Source organism: Pedobacter humicola (assembly GCF_056490705.1).
The window spans coordinates 15,167-35,422 of record NZ_JBWJIG010000009.1; the positions used below are offsets into that span (position 1 = coordinate 15,167).

Here is a 20,256-nt window from a genome sequence, read left to right on the forward strand (position 1 = left end):
ATTATGATTAACATTATTCTTGCGGATGATCACCATATTATCCGTGCCTCACTCAAAGCACTTATCGAAAAACATGAAGGGATTAAAGTTGTAGCAGAAGTATCTGATGGTTTGGCTGTTTTAGCACTTCTGGAAAAAGGAGTAAAAGCCGATATTGTTTTATCTGATATCGTAATGCCGAACCTCGACGGTATAGGTTTAATCAGTGCAATAAAAGCAGGCGGCTACGATGCAAAAGTTGTTGTGCTTTCTATTTTAGATGATGAAAAGTATGCTTCAAATGCCTTTATTTCAGGAGCTTTTGCTTACTTGTCGAAAGACATTGAGGAGGATGAACTGCTGTTTTGTTTAAAACATGTAATGAAAGGGAAACGTTATCTTTCATCCAATTTATGCATCTCCATTCTGGAGCGTTTTAATACGCAATTGAATATGCTTTCGCAAAAAACAAATAGTGAAATCAACTTTTCGGAACGCGAAATTAATGTATTAAAACTTATAGCAGATGGTTTAACCAACCAGGAAATAGCAGATAAATTATACTTAAGCAGGCGTACGGTAGAAAGCCAGAGGGAGGCATTGATTAATAAAACAGGGACAAACAACTCGGCATCTTTAGTGCGTTTCGTGATGCGGAACGGTTATATTTCCTAACATTTTCGAACGTTTTAGGGCGCATTTTTCATGGTTTTGAATAAACCGTAAAAAATCGGGTATTTCTACAAATAACATTGGATAATGCGGTTTGTTGAATATTTACATCAACCCTAAAACCAATATGAATACGTTAAACTTCAATTGCGACATTTACCAATATCGACAACCCCTATTCGACCGGGCATTAGCATATACCCGCGATGAAGATGATGCGGCCGACCTGGTTCAGGATACCTTTATGAAGGCTTTTAGGTTTTCAGCCAAATTTGAAATGGGCAGTAATGTTAGGGCATGGCTATTTACCATATTAAAAAATACCTTTCTCAATCACTACTATAAAGTAAAGCGCAAAAATGAAACCATCCAGCAAGAAGAGGATTTAACCTCAGTGCAGTTGGCCCCAAGTGCGTCTACCAATGCCGGAACAGCAAAGTTTATGATGGAAGATATCCAGAAATCATTAAATGCCTTGCCCGACGATTGCCGCTTTTGTTTCTGCCGTTATTTTGAAGGTTATAAATACCATGAAATCGCCGCTGAATTAGATATTCCTTTGGGTACCGTGAAAACCAAAATACACGTAGCAAGAGGTCTGTTAAAGAAAATGCTTAAAAACTATAAATCAGGATTAGCCGCATAATTTATACCCGGTTTGAGTGCAAAACTCATTTACTTGAAGGCAATTTGACATGTTTAGTTAAAAAAGGGACAGGCTTAACGGCCCATCCCTATATCTAAACTCAAACATGCGCTCAAACATGAATGAATTTCCAAAATTAAACATTTTAATCTGGTATTTGGTTTTGAAAAGTTAGTATAAACCATTTTAGATTGCCCTATACAAGTATTTTTACGCCGTTTTTACTAAATAAAATGTGATTCCTTGTTTTCATTTTGACTTTTATTGTGGAGATTTATAAAATGAAAATAGCAACATATAATGTAAACGGAGTAAATGGCCGCTTGCCTGTCTTATTGCGCTGGCTGGAAGAAACGCAACCAGACGTAGTTTGCCTGCAGGAGTTGAAAGCACCACAAGAAAAATTCCCCGAACAAGCTATTAAAGATGCAGGTTATAACGCCATTTGGCATGGCCAGAAAAGTTGGAATGGTGTAGCTATATTGGCGAGAAATTTAGAAATAAAAGAATTAAAGCGCGGTTTGGATGGCGACCCTGAAGATTTGCATAGCCGCTATATAGAAGCGATGGTTAATAATGTGGTTATTGGCTGTTTGTACCTCCCAAATGGTAATCCGGCACCAGGGCCAAAGTTCGATTATAAATTGCAATGGTTTGAACGTTTTACAACTCACGCGGCTAAGCTATTAACCTACAATTTACCTGTAGTTTTGGTGGGCGATTACAATGTGATCCCGACCGAACTGGATGCCTATAAACCAGAACGTTGGGTAGAAGATGCATTATTTCGTCCTGAAACGCGTTTGGCATTTCAAAATTTGCTGGCACAGGGCTGGACAGATGCGATCAGAAAATTATACCCTACTGAAACCATTTATACTTTTTGGGATTATTTTCGTAATGCTTATGGCAGAAACGCGGGCTTGCGGATCGATCATTTTCTTTTGAGCCCTCAGGTTAGCGATCGCTTAAAATCGGCTGGTGTAGATAGGGATGTTAGGGGTTGGGAAAAATCAAGCGACCACGGACCTGTATGGATCGAAATTAATGATTAGTAATTAGCAAATGGATTGTTTTAAATCGGTCACATCTAAAGTTGTTCCAATTAATTTTAAACTTTCACCATGCTGTCGGGATAATATCCCATCTGCTTTAATCCATCTTATTTCTCCATCCGGACGGCGGATTCGGTACACCACATTATAACTGCTTTTTTCTCCGGTAACGGCATGTTCGATTTCATCCTGAACATGATCAAGATCTTCCGGTAGAATTGAGCCTAAAACGCTTTCATAACTTAAAACGCCATCCGGAGGATAGCCAAAATTTATTTTAAATGATGTGGTTGAACGGAGTATGCCTGTGGCCACACTTAACTCCCAAAAACCAATGCCAACATGATCGAAAACGACATCCCAATGATCATCGCAGATAATTGAGAGATCGACGCTTTTATTATTTGTTCTCACAAATAAGGATAAACTAATTGTTAAAATAACGCAACAATGTAGCTATAATTTTAACTAAAAATAAGAACAAACTTAGTGATGGGGTTTTAGCAAAGATGATGGCATATCTTTATTTTAATTGCAGGCAACAAATTTCTTCAAGAATTAACCAAAGTGCATTCTAGCCCTGAGGTGGTAAGATTTACTCCAGATAATAATGTCTTATTTTTTGAAGGTCATCATCCAGTTCGTAAACCAAAGGAACGCCGGTTGGGATTTCTAACGCAATCACTTCTTCGTTCGATAAATTATCGATGTATTTGATCAGCGCCCTTAAGCTGTTGCCATGCGCAGATATAATTACCTTTTCGTTTCTGCTTATTGCCGGTACTATACTTTCGTTCCAATAAGGCAGTACCCTGGCTATGGTATCGCTCAGGTTTTCGGTTAAAGGCAATTCTTCTGGTTTTAAAAGTTGATAGCGAAGGTCGTTTCCCGGGTAACGTTCATCATCTTTTGTAATTTGAGGAGGCTCCTCATCAGGGGCTCTTCTCCATTTATAAACCTGATCTGCACCATATTGCGTTGCCGTTTCTGCTTTGTTTAAACCTTGCAGGGCACCGTAAAAACGTTCGTTTAAGTGCCAGCTTTTGTATTCCGGAATCCAGAGGTGATCTAAATCTTCTAAAATAATATGAAGTGTCTTTATTGCCCTTTTTAATAGCGAGGTAAAAGCGATATCAAAATTATAACCGTGTTTTTTTAAAATTTCGCCGGCCTTTTTAGCTTCCAGATAACCATTTTCTGATAAATCTACATCTGTCCAGCCGGTGAAACGGTTTTCGAGGTTCCAAACACTTTGTCCATGGCGGACGAGTACAATTTTCTTCATAGCTGATTAAACAAATAAAGGGTAGAATGTTCTAGGGATAATCGGAATCTATTGTAAAGGGACTAAAAAAAGGAAGTCAAGTTTTATAGCGATTTGGCCATTCAAACTTGACTTCTCTTGAATTTTAATCCGATAGTTATCGGATTTGTTTATTTGCTTTTTCGATCAGTTCTCTTTGATCGGTTAAATCTTTGTAATAGAAATAAGCCGTAAACCCTAAAATCAGGATGATATTGCTTATTTTAAAACTATGGTCGAGCCAATAAGCAAAAGGCGGAGCATTACCACTTAGGCTTTGTTTAATGCTTGGCCATGAATTTAGAGTAAAAATGATCAAAATCATCAGCAAAAACTTCAATATGGTTCTGATGATGATTTTTTTATGATTTACTTTTTCCATTATTTAAATTCCCTGAAATCCTGACCGTCGGTAATGTTTAATAAACTTTCGTAAATCAGGCTGATTACATTATCAACATCTTCTTTATGCACCATTTCTACAGTGGTATGCATATAGCGTAAGGGTAAAGAAATTAATGCCGATGGTACACCGCCATTTGAGTAGGCAAAAGCATCGGTATCTGTTCCGGTAGAACGTGAAGAAGCCTGACGCTGGAATGGAATATTATTTTTCTCAGCAGTTTTGATCAATAATTTATTCAGATTGGTTTGAACAGCCGGTGCATAAGAAACCACGGGGCCTTTACCTGCAGCTAAATCGCCCTGGATATTTTTGTTGATCATTGGCGTAGTGGTATCGTGCGTTACATCGGTAATGATAGCCACATTTGGTTTGATGCGTTGGGCAATCATTTCTGCGCCGCGTAAACCAATCTCTTCCTGTACGGAGTTTACAATGTATAATCCGAACGGAAGTTTTTTCTTGTTTTCCTTTAATAAACGGGCAACTTCGGCAATCATAAAACCACCCACACGGTTATCTAATGCACGGCCAACATAATAACGGTCGTTTAAAACCATAAACTCATCTTCATAAGTAATTACACAGCCCACATGGATGCCTAATTTTTCTACTTCATCTTTTGTGGTACAGCCACAATCTAAAAAGATGTTTTTTAGCTCTGGTGCCTGTTCTTTTTCACCATGACGGGTGTGAATTGCCGGCCAGCCGAATACCGCTTTCACCAATCCTTTTTCGGTATGGATATTTACGCGTTTTGATGGCGCAATCTGATGATCAGAACCACCATTGCGGATTACATAGATTAAACCATCGCTGGTAATGTAGTTTACATACCAGGAAATTTCATCAGCATGCGCCTCAATTACTACCTTGAAATTAGCTTTAGGGTTAATTACACCAACGGCGGTGCCATAATTATCGATAAAGTGTTCGTCGATGTAAGGTTTTAAATAGTTTAACCAAAGTTTTTGTCCTTCCCATTCGTAACCGGTAGGCGCAGGGTTATTGATGTATTCTTCAAGAAACTGTAGCGATTTTTTAGTTACTACAGGTGTATGTTTCTTTTTTTCGTCGTCTTTTTTCTTAGCCATATGATATTTGTTATACCACTAGTGTGCAAAGTGAACAAAGCTTATATTTCTTTGTGTTCTTCGTGCCTTTGTGGTTCTTCGCAATTTAATATTAATTCCATTACCACAAAATCATAACCATCTTTAGAAAAGGTTTTATGGGTTTCGTGGAAGCCAAATTTAAAATAAAATTCTTTAGCATTTACACGGGCATTGCACCATAGTTTTGTTGCTTTTTGAATTTTACAAAAATCTAATATATAGTCAATGAGTTTTGAGCCATAACCATTTTTTTGCGCATCCGGCAGTACAGCGAGTTTTCTAAATTGATAAATATCTCCCTTGTGGAACAGGGAAACTACCCCTGTTAACTTATGATCTGCATACAACCCGAAATGTATTCCATCAAAATCATCAGGCAGTTTTACAATGTCGAAAGCTTGATCAGGGTACATGGTTTCATGCCTGATCCGCCAGGTTAAAGAGGGAAATATCTGCTCAATCTGAATCATTATGATTTTCTTCCGTAAAACTGATAGATTAAAATATTAAGTAAGATAATGCCTGTCATCCCATAGCAGAATAAAGCCCAGCCGCCCTGATCCCAAAGCCATAAGCCCAAAGCAGAACCACAGCTGGCACCAATAAAACTAACCGACATAAAAATCGTGTTCAATCTGTTGCGGGCTTCAGGTATAAGGGTATAAATACGGGTTTGGTTGGTTACATGAATGGCCTGCTGGCCGATATCGATCAACACAATGCCGATTACAAACAGATATAAATGACTGCCTGTAAAATAGAACAAGGCGATACTCACGATCTGCAGGATAAAACCGATCATTAAATTTTTGCGCGGATTGTTTCCGTCGCTCAGCTTACCAACCAGCGGTGCAGCCAATGCACCTGCAGCGCCTGCAATTCCAAATAATCCAATCTGTAACGTTTGGAAATTAAATGGTGGACTGGCAAGGAACAATACCATGGTTGTCCAGAAAGCACTGATAATAGCAAAAGCCAAAAAATTGATGATCGAGGTTTCTCTTAAAGCAGGCTGAGTTTTAATGTAGCCGAACATCGAGCGCATCAGTTCTTTGTATGTTCCTTTAAAAGCGGGGTAACTTTGCGGGAAACGTTTAGCCATTAAAAGAATGAGCAAAGCACAAATTCCGGCAGCGATATAATAAACGGCTCTCCATCCCAGCCAAAAGCCAATGCTTCCGCTTACCGCGCGTGAAGCTAAAATCCCAACCAGCAAACCGCTCATAATCATGCCGATGTTGGCCCCCCGGTTTTCGTCGTTGCTTAAATTAGCGGCCAATGGCAATATGAGCTGCGGTACAATAGAACAGGCTCCGATAAGCACAGAAGCCACTTCGAGTATAAAGAAAGTATGCGAAACTGCAGCAACCAGTAAGGCAAAAATAGCCAGACCCGTGATCACAAGAATCTGTTTTTTACGCTCGAACATATCACCCAGCGGTACCAAAAGAAAAAGCCCTAAAGCATAGCCGATCTGGGTGAGATAGGTGATTCTTCCGGCATTGGTTTCAGTGAGGTTAAAATCTTTTGCAATTAAGATCACCAGGGGCTGGCAGTAGTAAATGTTTGCAACAATCAGGCCTGTGCAAAAAGCCATAAGGAGGATGTCGGCGCGTTTTAACATGTAATGGGATGTAAATTTGTAAAATGGATGATGGAATTAAAATGTATAATATAAAATAGGTAATGGTGGACTTAACCATCTGCCATCTTACCTCATCCATTTTCCATCTTACAAAGGTATATTTCCGTGTTTCTTTCTCGGGTTATTCACCACCTTATTTTCTAACATCTTAAACGCTTTTATCAACTTGATACGGGTTTGTGCGGGTTCAATTACCTCATCAACAAAGCCACGTTCTGCTGCACGGTAGGGATTAGCGAAAATATCTGAGTAGAGTTTTTCTTTCTCCAGCCATTTTTCTTCAGGGTTTTCTGCTGAGCTGATCTCTCTTTTGAAAATAATTTCTGCAGCACCTTTGGCACCCATAACCGCAATTTCGGCACTTGGCCAGGCGTAGTTCATATCTGCGCCAATGTGTTTGCTGTTCATCACATCGTAAGCACCGCCATAGGCTTTCCGGGTAATCACCGTAATACGTGGTACCGTAGCTTCACTAAAGGCATATAATAATTTTGCCCCATTGGTAATGATGCCATTCCACTCCTGGTCGGTACCTGGTAAAAATCCTGGAACATCTTCAAATACCAACAATGGAATGTTAAAGCAGTCGCAAAAGCGGACAAAACGGGCTGCTTTTGTTGAAGAATTGCTGTCTAAAACCCCTGCTAAATAAGCGGGTTGATTGGCCACAATGCCGATGCTTCTACCTGCAAGACGGGCAAAACCCACTACAATATTTTCTGCATAGGCGGCATGTACTTCCAAGAAACTATCAGTATCTGCAACAGCGGCAATTACTTCACGGATATCGTATGGCTGCGAAGCATTTTCGGGCATAAAAGTATTTAGTTCAGGCCGGCTTTCATCTGTCGCTTCGTAAGGTAATTGTTCAGCAATTTCCTCACAGTTCTGAGGGATATAACTCAATAACTTCTTTACCTGGTTAATGGCTTCGATTTCGTTGGCACAGGCAAAGTGCGTAACGCCCGATTTTGTGGCATGGGTAGTGGCACCACCCAATTCTTCTGACGTTACTTCTTCGTGTGTTACCGTTTTAACCACATTTGGGCCGGTCACAAACATGTATGAAGTATTTTCAACCATTAGAATAAAATCGGTAATCGCTGGTGAATAAACAGCACCTCCGGCACAAGGACCCATTATAGCAGATAGCTGTGGGATAACACCAGATGCCTGAACGTTTTTATAAAAGATATCGGCATAGCCCCCTAAGGATACCACGCCTTCCTGAATACGGGCGCCACCGCTATCGTTTAAGCCGATTAATGGCGCACCATTTTTCATGGCCATATCCATTAACTTGCAGATTTTTTCGGCATGGGTTTCAGAAAGTGAACCGCCGAATACGGTGAAATCCTGAGAGAAAACATAGGTTAACCTTCCACTGACTGTTCCATAACCTGTTATGACGCCATCACCTAGATATTTTTCACGCTCCATACCGAAATCGGTACTGCGGTGGGTAACCATCATGCCAATTTCTTCAAAGCTGCCTTCGTCCATTAAAAAGTGAATGCGCTCACGGGCAGTAAGTTTGCCTTTTTTATGCTGACTATCGATTCGCGCCTGTCCGCCGCCAAGATTGGACTGGTTGATTTTATCTTTAAGTAATGCTATTTTTTTATCCATGGCTGAAGCTATGAGATTTTAAAATTAAAAATTACTAGCGGTAATGCAAGGTATGTGGAATGTTATTTACCCAAGAGCCATTACTTTATTAATTAAACCTGACAGTAGCGATATCCTTTCGGCATCGGTTGATTTTGAATTTACAGCCAAGGTTGTCAAAAAGATTTAGCGGATGCAGGGTTGAGCTATATTAATGGAATCAGTTGTTTGCAAGACCTTTAATAACCCTGTTTTTGCATTATGCCCGCCTGTATTTTACTTAAATTACATTTTTTTTACAGCCTAAAGTATTGAAAAACCAATTATCCGTTTATTTTTGTAACCGTTAGTATTAAAACAACATTAGAATTAGCAAATGTTTTTAAGGAAATACAAGTATTTAATCGTGACCTCATTCATGTTCATCTTCATGGCGAAGATGGGTATATCTGGTGCACCGGTTTTTTGTACGAGTATCGACAAGGAAATCATGAATGCCGTAATCATGCAGATTGAGTTAGAGCATGACGGCGGAAAGGATACCGCCAAAGACACTGCAAAATTCACCGATTTCAAACTCGTTGAACTTAATCATCCAATTTTTTCTTATGAGTTCTCTTCGAGCCATTTTATATTGAAGAGCAGTTTTATCGAACACTTCAAAAGATATGTTGATCCATATCATCCTACTGTACCAACACCGCCGCCCAACTTTATCTAGTCCTTATTTTTTGGGGTAATTTTTGCCTACTCAATTGAATTGAGCATTACTGCTGTGTTTGAAATTTCGCATGGTAAAGCTTGATCTTTTGCAGCCTGGTTTTAAAGTTCCCCCGCGATTTATTCGTTAAAATTTACCAGATAATTATATCGTTATGCAAAAGTTTAACCCGGCCTTTTCAGGTTCGGACGTGAAGAAATATATTCTTAAAAAGAATTTAAAGAAAGATTTACCTGCAAGTATTGTAGTGTTTTTAGTGGCATTGCCATTATGTTTGGGTATTGCACTAGCCTCAGGTGCCCCATTATTTGCTGGTTTAATTACAGGTATTATTGGAGGGGTAGTGGTTGCCTCCTTTAGCGGATCACAATTGAGTGTGAGTGGTCCTGCAGCAGGTCTAACGGTTATCGTTTTAGGTGCCATAACCTCTTTAGGAAGCTACCCAACCTTTTTACTTGCTGTTGTATTGGCAGGGGTGTTCCAACTAATTTTAGGATTGGTAAAAGCCGGAACCATTGGTAACTACTTTCCCTCAAGTGTAATTGAAGGAATGCTTGCCGCCATCGGACTGATTTTGATTTTAAAACAGTTGCCACATGCTTTAGGTGTTGATACCGATTTTACAGGTGATGAAGGATTTTTTCAACAAGATCACGAAAATACTTTTTCGGCAATTACTGCAGCGATAAGCCATTTTAGTTTGGCGGCTGTGGTAATTAGTTTATTGTCGATAGCCATTCTGATTATCTGGCCAAAATTCCCGAAGCTGGCTGTTGTACCTGCGCCATTACTGGTAGTAACTTTAGGTATTGTAGGAACACTGCTTTTTGCAGGTACAGATCATCCTTTACGTGCCGATCAGATGGTGAAAATTCCAATAGTAAGCGGGTTTGGAGAGTTTTTAGGTCTGTTTACTATGCCCGATTTTTCTCAATTGGCCAATAAAAACGTTTATATTGTTGCTTTAACCATTGCGGTTGTGGCGAGCCTGGAAACCTTGCTCAGTATTGAGGCGGTAGATAAAATTGATCCCATTAAACGCGTAACCCCAACAAACAGAGAATTAATGGCTCAGGGTATTGGTAATATTACCAGCGGAATGGTTGGTGGTTTACCCATGACATCCGTAATAGTACGGAGTTCAGCCAATGTAAATGCAGGGGGCAGGACCAAAATGTCGGCCATTTTCCATGGAACCTGGTTATTGTTATCATTGCTGTTTATTCCGGGCCTGATCAATATGATTCCATTGTCGTGTTTGGCAGCTATTCTCCTGGTAACGGGGTACAAATTAACACGTATCAGTTTGTTTAAACACATGTACCATAAAGGTTGGGACCAGTTTGTTCCATTTGTGGTCACTGTTGTAGCAGTTTTATTTACCGATTTGTTAAAAGGAGTGGCTGTTGGGATGTTGGTTTCGGTTTTTTACTTATTACGTACCAATATGCGAAACCCGTTTTTTTACAGGATCTCGAACGAGGGGGATAAAAAGAACATCAGGATTAAACTGGCCGAAGAAGTTTCCTTTTTGAACAAAGCAGCGATACAGGTAGTTTTAACGAATATCCCGAAAGAAACAAATGTGATTATTGATGGCTCGAATGCCAGGTATATCGATCCTGATGTATTGGAAACGATTTATAATTATAAGCATAATGCCTATACCAAGGGTATTATTGTATCACTGGAGAACATCCAAAAACACTATACAGTACCAAAATTAAATATTAAAGTAGAAGAAGAAATTAATAAATTATAAGATATGTGCGCAAAAACAATAGAAACGAAAGATATAACATACGATAACTTGTTGCAAGGCAATAAGGACTGGGTTAAAGATACCATTGACAGTGACCCTGCTTTTTTTGATAAACTTTCTGAAGGTCAGAGCCCGCCGGTACTATGGATTGGCTGTTCTGATAGCCGTGTGCCTGCCAATCAGATTACAAATACTAAACCGGGTGATATCTTCGTGCATAGAAACATTGCCAATGTGGTGGTACATACCGATATGAACTTGCTTTCGGTGCTCGATTATTCGATTAATGTATTAAAAGTAAAACATGTAATTGTTTGCGGCCATTATGGTTGTGGAGGTGTTAAAGCTGCATTGGGCAACAAACAGGTAGGTATTATCGATAACTGGTTGAGAAATATCCGGGATGTATACCGTACGCACGAACGCGAAATGGCCACCATCAAAGATCCGGATCAGCGTTTTGATCGTTTGGTTGAATTAAACGCGATTGAAGGTGCTGCAAATGTGACCAATACATCGATTGTACAAAGTGCCTGGGCCAATGGCCAGGAGCTTTCGGTACATGCCTAGGTATATAGTTTAAAAACAGGAATCATTAAAGACTTGAAAGTAACGTGTACTTGTCTTGATGATGTTGCTCCTGCGTTTAAAGTAGGTTAAACACCTCCATAGGTGTTATTTTTTAGTTGTTAGGAACGAGGCTATCTCATAATATCGGGATGGCCTCTTTTTGTATTTAAGGATTGATAAGCACTATTGTAAATATATAGATACGCGTTTATATACATGGTTTTTTAAAGCTAATATTGCCTGATTATTAGTGGTTTTTCTTTTGTTATTCATTTTTTTGATCCTGAATTCAAAATTTGGGCATTAATTTTGTTCATTATGATTCACTCAAAACAAAAACAATAGATAAATGTTTAAGTTTTCCCTTTAAGCCTATGCAAACACGTTACCTATTCATGCTCAAATATATTTTACCAATAACTGACCTGATCATGGTCAATATTGTGTACTTTTTTGCCTACGAATTTACGGCCTATATGGGTAAAGCTGTGAGTTCAGAATTGCAATGGCATTATATCGTAGTGTGTAATCTGATTTGGATCGTAAGTACCACCAGCTTTGGATTGTATAGCGAATACGGATCAAGAAGAATAGAACGGATTTATCGTGGAACCTGGAAAAGTGTAGTTTTACATGCGGTTTTGTTCTCTTTTTATCTTTTCTTTTCTAAGCAAAATGACTTCTCGAGATCATTTCTGGTAATTTTTTACGGCATGCTGGCCATTCTGTTTTTGGTGAACCGTTTTATGGGCACTTCTTTCCAGTTCTTATTGTTTAATCATCTACGGGGTGTTAAATCAGTTGCGATTATGGGTAACAATGCAACGGGACTACAACTTGCAAGTTATTTTGAAAAACAACGCTATATCGAATTTCACGGCTTCATTAACGACGTAGCAGAAGATTATCTGGACCGTAACGGACAGATTTCTGATATGGTAGGGCGCCAGTTTAAAATGGCTGTTGACAAAGGAATTAAGGATATTTATGTTACCATTGCACCAGAGCGGATGGCTGACATGAGTTTATTGACTGAGGAAGCGGAAAGACAATGTGTACGCTTAAAGTTTATCCCCGATATTAGCGGGGCGCTCTTGTCTCCTTATACCGTAAGTTATTTAGGTAATGAGTTCCCTGTGATTTCCTTACGTTCAGAACCATTAGAGAAAATACATAACCGGTTTAAAAAACGGGTTATTGATGTTGTATTTAGTGGATTGGTGATTCTTTTTGTACTAAGTTGGCTATATCCAATAATTGCTATATTGATTAAAATGCAAAGTAAGGGCCCTGTATTGTTTAAGCAACTAAGGAGCGGACGTGATGATGAACCTTTTTGGTGTTTTAAATTTAGGAGCATGCGTATGAACTCGGATAGCGATAACCGGCAAGCCAGCAAAAACGATGATCGTATTACGCCTATCGGAAAATTTTTAAGAAAATCGAGTTTGGATGAATTGCCTCAGTTTTTTAACGTATTTATGGGGCATATGAGCGTAGTTGGCCCTCGCCCGCATATGTTGAGTCATACCGAGCAATATAAGGGTATTGTAGATCAGTTTATGGTCCGACACTTTTTAAAACCAGGTATTTCTGGCTGGGCACAGGTAAATGGTTACCGTGGCGAGACTAAAGAAGACTATAAAATGGTGAAACGCGTAGAGCATGATATTTGGTATCTGGAAAACTGGAGTGCCATGCTCGATGTAAAGATTATCTTTATGACTGTGATTAACATGGTTAAAGGTGAGGAAAATGCATTTTAAGTAAATATATAAAAAGCCCTATCGGGCTTTTGTTTTATCCACATTTCGGGAAGTCGTTAATTTTATATTAATGTTCATACCCTTTGAATTAAAATTGATCAGGTAAAAACCAGTTCTACCCGATCGATGATAAAAATTAACTTTTTCAGGTCCTTTCCTTGTGAGGCAGCATCATTTATTTTTCTTCAGTATTTGGCATGTTTCCGGCATGGCCCTTATTCCCTTTTTCTGCATCTGCTCTTGCTTCCTCCGAACCAAAATCGCCCATTCCAAAATCTCTCCCCAGGTTACCAGCTTCAGTTTCTACGCTATTTTTCTTTTCGTTATCGTTACTTCGGTGGCGGGGTACCTGTTGATCCGGCATATTGGTTTTATCAGCAGCATTATCGGCATTTTTATCACCTAAATTTTTGTTATTTTCTTTTGTGCTTTCCATAATCTTAGTTTTTAACTATTTATACAGAACAGCATAAGAATGGATTGGTTTTGGTTTATTTGGCCGCAAATTCTGAACTTCTTCAATATATAAGCTTTCGGCACCTTAAATTACTCAATAGTGATCCATTTATATTCTTCTGGATTAAGTACAATGGTGACCTCTACTTCATATGCCCTGTTCAATTTCAATTGTTGTGGCTTTCCATCATTAATACGGATAGATGCCGTTTGGGTTAATCCTGTATAATACAGAGGTATTTTAATTTTTCTGGTGATTTTTTCCTTCAAAGGATTAAAAATCATGGCAAGTCCTTTTTGTTTAAGTGATGGATTTACATGAAGCCAACCATCCCAGTCTCTACCGTCTGCCCTGCGTAAATGGAGTAAATCGCTATTTAAGATGCTGCGGTATTTTTTATACCAGTTGATCACCTCAACTACTGTGTTTTTTGTGGATTCAGTATCGTATAAACGTGGGCCACGGTAACATGCCTGTACACCGGCTCCATAATATTGCATCATCAACTGTTTATAATCGGTGAGGTGTTCTGAAAGGGGCTCAAGAATCGCTTCAGGGCCACCACCCTGGTATTTGGTTAAGGGTACAAAACCCCAGCTCATTGATGGCGTTTTTTCCCAGTTGCCATCAAAAATATTTTGTCTGTTTAAGATTTTCTGTTGATCGCGTGGCAATGAAAAATTTACCTCTCTATAACCTATAGAAACCTTGTTTGTACCGTCCAAAAGATACCAGTCCGGGGCATTTACATAAATCCCATTTTCGTTGCACCAGTGGTAAAGCTCTTTTTGGATTTCCATTTGTTTCCATTGCGAATCGTCTTTGTCGCGGTGACCTGGGTGTGTAGTTGATGCACAGATATCGCCAGGATACGGGCCGTCGTTTTCCCAAATGCTAAAACCGGTTTCGGCTAAAAAATATTTAATCTTATCGCGGTAAGATAAACCCCATTTACTGCCAAAACATGGGGCATTACCAAAAAATGCGCCACCGATTTTACCTGTTTTTGGATTTACTACATCGTCTTCTTCACTGATATGGCGGGAGCTGAAAAGTGAATAACTACCAATGGCTATGCCTTTTTTACGGGCTATATCGGCAATGTTTTTCCAATGCGCTATGTTTTTAGCAGACGTGTCTTCCATGTTACAATGACTGCCAAAACTCATAATTAGCGCTTCATAGCCAGTATTTTTGCATTGCTCTATTGCATTTAATACCTCTTCATCAGTTTTGCTTACCAAATGCATAAAAATAGGGTTCTGTGTGGTCCATGGCGCAATGGTACGGTACATTTTTCTGATCATCAATCCCTTTCTTTCCCGGTCGTAAGTATCAATTAACAGTTCGTGGGTACGGATAGAATTGAAAATTTCTTTAGGTTTTAATGAGATTCCAACTGCATTTTCAGGATAAATTTCCAATAAAGCAGGCGTTTTATAGTCGTAATTAACCTGCGAAGTGTAAGTGCTATCCTTTTTCCAATGTGTGGTTTGATCACTGATTTCATAAGTCATGGAGTTGTTAAAGGCATAATTCGATTCAATGTAAATACCATGTTGCTTTTTCATCTGCTCCTCAGTACCCACTACAGCACTTTCTTCTTCCACTATCCCTAAAATTTCATTGACCACCCGGCCGATCTTAAACTCTTTTCTTCCTTTGTTTTCTATACTCAGCCATTTTACAATTAATGGAAGGCCATCGTAAAGTTCATAATGAACATTAATGCTGATCCCTTTTAAAGCAGACTGATCACTTTCAAAATTAAAGGTGATCATTTTGCCTTTGGCTTGTTGCCTGTTCGAAGCCCAGATTGTGTTTTTCCAATTGAGAAATGGTTTTATGGAATCTATTCTGAATGATTTATAAGTGAAGTCCGCTTTTGCATCAAGGTGATTGACCCATTGGCTGAGGAAGTATGCATTTTCTTTTTGTCCGTAAAGTCCGCCAACATTGTAGACGGTACCATTTATGGTAATTTTAGCTTCCGGTTTTGTTGAGCGGATCAACTGCTGGCCATTGCTCATGTTTTTATAATCAATACAAGCCAAACCTGGCAACAGTGTAAATACACGTTTCGCTAATCCATTATAAAGAATGACACCTTTTTTATCGGCTGTGTAAAAAACCTGAGCCTGTAGCTTGTTTTGCTTTACAAGCCAATCGGAGGTGCTTAGGTTTTCTATGCCCGTTGAATAGGATTGGGGCATTTCTTGAGCGGCAAGACTCAAAAATTGAAAAGCGGACAGGGCTATCAAAAATGTTTTTACCAGTTTCATCGGTGGCATGTATTTTAGGTTGCGATTAGTCGCTGGTTTATTTAAAATCTGCAGCGCTAAGTTGATAATGCTGCCCAGCCTTCGTTTCTAATATAACCTTTTTTCCTTGATAACGAATTGTACAGGGTCCTCCTTTCTTGGCTACAATGGTTGCGGATTGTAATTGATGGTTTTTCCAGTTTATATCAATTACAAAACCACCTCTTGCAACCAATCCTTTTACCGAACCCTCTTTCCATGCCGTTGGTAAGGCAGGTAACAGGGATATAAAATCTTCATGGCTCTGCAGCAACATTTCGGCCATACCAGCAATTACGCCCAGGTTTCCATCGATCTGAAAAGGAGGGCAGGCATCAAACAAATTATAATACGTTCCACCGCCCTGATTGTATTTCGTATCTGTATCTGAAGTTGGACGCAATTGGGCGTTTAATATTTTAAATGCCCTATCTCCATCGTTTAGCCTGGCCCAAAGTGCAATTTTCCAGGCATATGTCCATCCAACGCCGCCATCACCTCTTATTTCTAATGTTTTTTTTACCGCTTCTGCCAGCTCTGGTGTTTTATCTTTCGTAATTTGATTGCCCGGATAAAGTGCATATACATGAGACATGTGGCGGTGCTGCACTTCTACTTCCGTAAATTCTTCTGCCCATTCCATTAACCTGCCGTCTGAGCCTATTTTAGGTGAGGCTAAATTTCGCCTGGCATCGGTGAGTTTTTTTAGAAAGTTAGTATCATTTGTTTTTAAAATAGCAGCCGCTTTTAAGGTATTGCTAAACAGTTCGTAAATCAGCTCCTGATCGTGTGTAGGGGCCATACTGATCTGTACCGTGGCGCCATCGGGTGCCAGGAATGAATTTTCGGGCGATGGGGATGGCCCTGATACCAACTTCCCGGTTTTTGGGTCTTTTACCAGCCAATCTAAATAAAACATACTGGCTTCCCTTAAAATGGGAAATACCTTAGCTAAATAATCTTTATCCTTGGTAAAGGCATAGTGTTCCCATAAATGTTCGCACATCCAGCCACCACCACCCACGTGCATACCCCAGCTTGGATGTTCGCCTGGGGAGGTATAACCCCAAACATTTGTAATGGTATGGAGTACCCAGCCGTTCATTTGGTATTGTACTTTCGCAGTACGTTTTCCAGGTTCCAGTAACGATGAAACCAGATCAACAAACTGATCCTGACATTCGGATAGATTGGTTACTTCAGCTGGCCAATAATTCATCTGAACATTAATATTGGTGTGGTAATCTCCATTCCATGGGGTTTGGATCTGATTGGCCCAGATGCCCTGTAAGTTGGCAGGTAAACTCCCTTTACGAGATGAGGATAACAAAAGATAACGGCCAAATTGATAATATAAGCCGTACAAAGCCGATTCGTTATGGCTCTTTACATTTTTAGCCATCAGCTCGTTCGTGGGTAAATTATTGTTGCTATTGTTTAACCGGAGGCTTGATCTTTTCATAAAAGAAGAGAAATCATTTACATGTCTTTCTCGCAATAATCCGTAATTTTTGGCAGTTGCTTTTTTAGTTAGCAGGTTCAATTCGTTTTCAAAATTCGCATTGATATAATCCGGATAGTGCTGACGGTAGTTTGTAGCGGCTGTTAATATAATGGTAACTGAAGTAGCTTTTGAGATCTGTAGCGTATTTCCATCGGCTTTTATTGTTCCGCCGGTAAGCTGCGGGACAGCGTAAGTTTTATAGCGCATACCGTCGCCACCTTTGCCGTTATTTAAAATCCCGCTCATCACTAAACGGCCATTTTCTGCCAGGGTTTTAAACCGTTCGGGCCGATCTAACGATAATGAAAAAGATAATGCATTGGCTTTGTCGGCTGTAAACCGAATCACCAGAGCCCGATCCGGGAAACTGGTAAAAACTTCCCTTTTATATTTAATGCCATCTTGTTCGTAGCTGGTTAATGCTATTCCGGTGATGAGGTCGAGTTCGCGGTAGTAGTTTTTAAAACTGGATTTTTTGCCAAAGTCTAACCTCAGGTCGCCCAGCGTTTGGTAGCAACCAAAGGGAACATTTGCACCATTGCCCTGACCAGAGCCTTTACCCCTGCACACCTGGGTTTTGTTGGTTAATTCTGCTGCTTCCTTATATTTTCCTGCAAAAAGGAGATTCCGAATTTCAGGAATGTATTTTGCGGCATCCGGATTGTCGTTGTCATCCGCACTGCCGCTCCATAAAGATTTTTCGTTAAGTTGTATCCGTTCCTGGTTTACATCTCCAAATACCATTGCCCCTAAAAAACCATTGCCAACGGGAAGTGCTTTTAACCATTCCGGGTCACTTTTCCATCCATCCGGATTGTCTTTTGTAGTAGCGTTTGCCGGAGAAGTGTACCAGATTTTGTCATTGTGGATGGACTGCGACCAAACTTTTGTAGCTACACAGATTGTTAAAATAATGAGCTGTATTTTCTTCATCAGGGATAATTTCAGATTATATATAATTGGGGCGTTCCATTAATCTTGATGAAACACTTCTTCCATACTGCTCCAGGTTTCGCCTTTTGCAGCAGCATCGGGTAAGGGAATTTGCATGGGTGCGGTTTCCTTCCACCAGCGTTGGGTAGTGGTATCGGCAGCCATTTTCTTCATGTCGGCAACAAAATCTTTTCCAGTGTATTCAAAGTAGCTGAAGAGATAAGGCTTTCCATCTATTTTTTTTAAATAAATAGAGTAGTTGCGGATGTTGCACGCACTGATTTTTTTAAGTACTGCCGGCCATGCTGCAGCGTGTAATTTTTTGTAATCGGCAATTTTTTCAGGTTTTAAACCTGTAACCGTTCCATAACGTACTGTTTTTTGTGCCGTATCCTGCTGAGAAGCAGCTGAAGTATCCGTTTTTGCAGGTGGATTACAAGCCCATAGGGATAGTAATGGGACTAACAGCCATAGACGGATTGTTTTTAAATTTTTCATATGGTCCTAATTGATTTAGTTAATCACCGGAATATCTTCAGCATTTCCATTTAATTCGAGCACCACAATGTAATCGGATTGATTGCTTTGACCAGCAGGAAGCTGAACCGAAATGCCTTCTTTTTGTTCAATATTAACTATCTGGTTATTTAGTAAGTATGCCTTTTTAACTTTTCTACCCGGAATGGTTTTTAAACTGAGTTTATCCAAACTGGTGTTGAGTACATGCAGGTAAACTTTGTTGCCCTTTCTGGTGGTTGCATAATCGTTGTTGGGGTGGTATGGACCTCCCAATGTGCTATAAATGGCTTCACCATTGATTTTTAACCAATCGCCGATTTCTTTTAAACGCTCAACCTGGCGGGTTTCGATCCGTCCATCAGGCATGGGACCAACGTTTAACAAAAGATTGCCATTACCGCCTGCTGTTTTCGAAATAATATCGAGACACTGTTTTAACGATTTCATTTTGTCGTTTGGTTTCCAGGCCCACTGGTTACAGATGGTAAAACAGCTTTCCCAGGGGGTGGTCATATTTAGTTTTCCTACAACCTGTTCAGGCGTATCGTAATCACCGACCATTTTGGAGGCATCGATATTTTTATTTTCGAGCGCTGCAAATTCTTTTCCCAACCGGTTATTGATGACCACCTCTGGTTTTAATTTTTTGAGATAGGTGTACAGATCTTTGCCCATTTCATCTGTCCAGGGTTTTTCCCATTGGCCATCAAACCAGAGCATATAGGGATCGTATTTGGTAATCAGTTCTTTTAACTGATTTTTCATATAAAGCACATAACGGTTCATATCTGATTTCGGGTCGATACTTTGGTTTTTTGGCGAGTGGATCGGATAATCGGGGTGGTGCCAGTCTAACACAGAATAATAAATACAGAATTTAATGCCCTGTTTTTTGCAGGCTTCGTTTAGTGCGCCAACGATATCCTTTTTATAGGGTGTATGGGCTATATCAAAATCGGTATAGGCACTTGGCCATAAACAAAAGCCATCATGGTGACGTGCGGTAATGGTGAGGTATTTCATACCTGCATCTTTAGCCGTTTTTACAACAGCATCGGCATCAAACAGCACAGGGTTAAATTCTTTATACAGGTTATCATAATCCTCTACCGCTACCTGATCGCCACGGCTCCAGCCAATTTCTGTACCCCGTAAACTTACCGGCCCCCAATGGATGAACATGCCAAAGCGTTTATCCATAAAATCATTTACTGGAGATGGTTTACTCTTTTTTGTTTGTGCAGCAACGCTCAAAAATGTCGTTAATGCAATCAGAAACAAGAAACTTTTTTTCATAT

At 39.7% G+C, this 20,256-nt stretch carries 19 protein-coding genes; 7 read left to right on the forward strand and 12 right to left on the reverse strand.

What is annotated here, in order from left to right:
• Positions 1-3: 3 nt before the first annotated feature.
• From AC04Q1_RS14890 to xth, 3 genes are all read left to right on the forward strand, one after another.
• Positions 4-654: a response regulator gene (locus AC04Q1_RS14890; RefSeq protein ID WP_478365380.1), complete on the forward strand. Its 651-nt coding sequence runs from the start codon at positions 4-6 to the stop codon at positions 652-654.
• 124 nt (positions 655-778) lie between these two features.
• Positions 779-1,297 carry an RNA polymerase sigma factor gene (locus tag AC04Q1_RS14895; RefSeq protein WP_478365381.1) on the forward strand — a complete coding sequence of 173 codons (519 nt, stop codon included), beginning with the start codon at positions 779-781 and terminating at the stop codon, positions 1,295-1,297.
• Positions 1,298-1,578: 281 nt separating this feature from the next.
• Positions 1,579-2,352 (forward strand): exodeoxyribonuclease III, encoded by a 774-nt coding sequence (gene xth / locus AC04Q1_RS14900; protein WP_478365382.1) that lies wholly within the window; start codon positions 1,579-1,581, stop codon positions 2,350-2,352.
• A 3-nt stretch (positions 2,353-2,355) separates the two neighbouring features.
• Here xth and AC04Q1_RS14905 read toward each other — a convergent pair whose 3' ends face one another.
• The 7 genes from AC04Q1_RS14905 to AC04Q1_RS14935 form a co-directional block, all read right to left on the reverse strand.
• Positions 2,356-2,766 carry a PAS domain-containing protein gene (locus AC04Q1_RS14905; RefSeq protein WP_478365383.1) on the reverse strand — a complete coding sequence of 137 codons (411 nt, stop codon included), beginning with the start codon at positions 2,764-2,766 and terminating at the stop codon, positions 2,356-2,358.
• Between the two features lie 181 nt (positions 2,767-2,947).
• On the reverse strand, positions 2,948-3,637 hold the full coding sequence (gpmA, locus tag AC04Q1_RS14910; protein WP_478365384.1) for a 2,3-diphosphoglycerate-dependent phosphoglycerate mutase: 690 nt from the start codon (positions 3,635-3,637) through the stop codon (positions 2,948-2,950).
• Between the two features lie 136 nt (positions 3,638-3,773).
• The gene (locus tag AC04Q1_RS14915) at positions 3,774-4,037 is read right to left on the reverse strand and encodes a hypothetical protein (RefSeq protein WP_478365385.1); all 264 of its coding nucleotides are present in this window, start codon (positions 4,035-4,037) and stop codon (positions 3,774-3,776) included.
• Positions 4,037-5,152, reverse strand: coding sequence for a M42 family metallopeptidase (locus AC04Q1_RS14920; RefSeq protein ID WP_478365386.1), 1,116 nt, complete (start codon positions 5,150-5,152; stop codon positions 4,037-4,039). The genes AC04Q1_RS14915 and AC04Q1_RS14920 overlap by 1 nt, the downstream gene beginning before the upstream one ends.
• 41 nt (positions 5,153-5,193) lie before the next feature.
• Positions 5,194-5,643 (reverse strand): GNAT family N-acetyltransferase, encoded by a 450-nt coding sequence (locus AC04Q1_RS14925; RefSeq protein WP_478365387.1) that lies wholly within the window; start codon positions 5,641-5,643, stop codon positions 5,194-5,196.
• Positions 5,643-6,797 carry an MFS transporter gene (locus AC04Q1_RS14930; protein ID WP_478365388.1) on the reverse strand — a complete coding sequence of 385 codons (1,155 nt, stop codon included), beginning with the start codon at positions 6,795-6,797 and terminating at the stop codon, positions 5,643-5,645. The genes AC04Q1_RS14925 and AC04Q1_RS14930 overlap by 1 nt, the downstream gene beginning before the upstream one ends.
• Before the next feature lie 108 nt (positions 6,798-6,905).
• Positions 6,906-8,447: an acyl-CoA carboxylase subunit beta gene (locus tag AC04Q1_RS14935; protein WP_478365389.1), complete on the reverse strand. Its 1,542-nt coding sequence runs from the start codon at positions 8,445-8,447 to the stop codon at positions 6,906-6,908.
• Between the two features lie 397 nt (positions 8,448-8,844).
• On the opposite strand from AC04Q1_RS14935, the gene AC04Q1_RS14940 reads away from it, so the two are divergent.
• The 4 genes from AC04Q1_RS14940 to AC04Q1_RS14955 all read left to right on the forward strand — a co-directional run bounded on the left by AC04Q1_RS14940 (position 8,845) and on the right by AC04Q1_RS14955 (position 13,245).
• Entirely contained in the window at positions 8,845-9,147 is a 303-nt protein-coding gene (locus AC04Q1_RS14940; RefSeq protein ID WP_293310014.1) for a hypothetical protein, read from the forward strand.
• A gap of 154 nt (positions 9,148-9,301) precedes the next feature.
• The gene (locus AC04Q1_RS14945; protein ID WP_478365390.1) at positions 9,302-10,909 is read left to right on the forward strand and encodes a SulP family inorganic anion transporter; all 1,608 of its coding nucleotides are present in this window, start codon (positions 9,302-9,304) and stop codon (positions 10,907-10,909) included.
• A gap of 3 nt (positions 10,910-10,912) precedes the next feature.
• Positions 10,913-11,479, forward strand: coding sequence for a carbonic anhydrase (locus AC04Q1_RS14950; RefSeq protein WP_478365391.1), 567 nt, complete (start codon positions 10,913-10,915; stop codon positions 11,477-11,479).
• A gap of 374 nt (positions 11,480-11,853) precedes the next feature.
• Positions 11,854-13,245, forward strand: coding sequence for an undecaprenyl-phosphate glucose phosphotransferase (locus tag AC04Q1_RS14955; RefSeq protein ID WP_478365392.1), 1,392 nt, complete (start codon positions 11,854-11,856; stop codon positions 13,243-13,245).
• Positions 13,246-13,420: 175 nt separating this feature from the next.
• On the opposite strand, the gene AC04Q1_RS14960 is transcribed toward AC04Q1_RS14955, so the two are convergent.
• The 5 genes from AC04Q1_RS14960 to AC04Q1_RS14980 all read right to left on the reverse strand — a co-directional run bounded on the left by AC04Q1_RS14960 (position 13,421) and on the right by AC04Q1_RS14980 (position 20,254).
• Positions 13,421-13,681 carry a hypothetical protein gene (locus AC04Q1_RS14960; RefSeq protein ID WP_478365393.1) on the reverse strand — a complete coding sequence of 87 codons (261 nt, stop codon included), beginning with the start codon at positions 13,679-13,681 and terminating at the stop codon, positions 13,421-13,423.
• Positions 13,682-13,791: 110 nt separating this feature from the next.
• The gene (locus AC04Q1_RS14965) at positions 13,792-15,984 is read right to left on the reverse strand and encodes an alpha-galactosidase (RefSeq protein ID WP_478365394.1); all 2,193 of its coding nucleotides are present in this window, start codon (positions 15,982-15,984) and stop codon (positions 13,792-13,794) included.
• Between the two features lie 37 nt (positions 15,985-16,021).
• Positions 16,022-18,439, reverse strand: coding sequence for a glycoside hydrolase family 95 protein (locus AC04Q1_RS14970; RefSeq protein ID WP_478365395.1), 2,418 nt, complete (start codon positions 18,437-18,439; stop codon positions 16,022-16,024).
• 39 nt (positions 18,440-18,478) lie between these two features.
• Positions 18,479-18,937, reverse strand: coding sequence for an L-rhamnose mutarotase (locus AC04Q1_RS14975; RefSeq protein ID WP_478365396.1), 459 nt, complete (start codon positions 18,935-18,937; stop codon positions 18,479-18,481).
• Between the two features lie 15 nt (positions 18,938-18,952).
• Positions 18,953-20,254, reverse strand: a complete 1,302-nt coding sequence (locus AC04Q1_RS14980; protein WP_478365397.1) for an alpha-L-fucosidase — start codon at positions 20,252-20,254, stop codon at positions 18,953-18,955.
• Positions 20,255-20,256: the final 2 nt, after the last annotated feature.

Coding starts and splice junctions, on each gene's coding strand:
- AC04Q1_RS14890 (WP_478365380.1), top strand. CDS start 4: ATGATTAACATTATTCTTGCGGATGATCACCATATTATCCGTGCCTCA.
- AC04Q1_RS14965 (WP_478365394.1), bottom strand. CDS start 15,984: ATGAAACTGGTAAAAACATTTTTGATAGCCCTGTCCGCTTTTCAATTT.
- AC04Q1_RS14935 (WP_478365389.1), bottom strand. CDS start 8,447: ATGGATAAAAAAATAGCATTACTTAAAGATAAAATCAACCAGTCCAAT.
- AC04Q1_RS14955 (WP_478365392.1), top strand. CDS start 11,854: ATGCAAACACGTTACCTATTCATGCTCAAATATATTTTACCAATAACT.
- AC04Q1_RS14925 (WP_478365387.1), bottom strand. CDS start 5,643: ATGATTCAGATTGAGCAGATATTTCCCTCTTTAACCTGGCGGATCAGG.
- AC04Q1_RS14950 (WP_478365391.1), top strand. CDS start 10,913: ATGTGCGCAAAAACAATAGAAACGAAAGATATAACATACGATAACTTG.
- AC04Q1_RS14960 (WP_478365393.1), bottom strand. CDS start 13,681: ATGGAAAGCACAAAAGAAAATAACAAAAATTTAGGTGATAAAAATGCC.
- AC04Q1_RS14920 (WP_478365386.1), bottom strand. CDS start 5,152: ATGGCTAAGAAAAAAGACGACGAAAAAAAGAAACATACACCTGTAGTA.
- AC04Q1_RS14980 (WP_478365397.1), bottom strand. CDS start 20,254: ATGAAAAAAAGTTTCTTGTTTCTGATTGCATTAACGACATTTTTGAGC.
- gpmA (WP_478365384.1), bottom strand. CDS start 3,637: ATGAAGAAAATTGTACTCGTCCGCCATGGACAAAGTGTTTGGAACCTC.
- AC04Q1_RS14975 (WP_478365396.1), bottom strand. CDS start 18,937: ATGAAAAATTTAAAAACAATCCGTCTATGGCTGTTAGTCCCATTACTA.
- AC04Q1_RS14915 (WP_478365385.1), bottom strand. CDS start 4,037: ATGGAAAAAGTAAATCATAAAAAAATCATCATCAGAACCATATTGAAG.
- AC04Q1_RS14895 (WP_478365381.1), top strand. CDS start 779: ATGAATACGTTAAACTTCAATTGCGACATTTACCAATATCGACAACCC.
- AC04Q1_RS14945 (WP_478365390.1), top strand. CDS start 9,302: ATGCAAAAGTTTAACCCGGCCTTTTCAGGTTCGGACGTGAAGAAATAT.
- AC04Q1_RS14940 (WP_293310014.1), top strand. CDS start 8,845: ATGTTCATCTTCATGGCGAAGATGGGTATATCTGGTGCACCGGTTTTT.
- xth (WP_478365382.1), top strand. CDS start 1,579: ATGAAAATAGCAACATATAATGTAAACGGAGTAAATGGCCGCTTGCCT.
- AC04Q1_RS14970 (WP_478365395.1), bottom strand. CDS start 18,439: ATGAAGAAAATACAGCTCATTATTTTAACAATCTGTGTAGCTACAAAA.
- AC04Q1_RS14930 (WP_478365388.1), bottom strand. CDS start 6,797: ATGTTAAAACGCGCCGACATCCTCCTTATGGCTTTTTGCACAGGCCTG.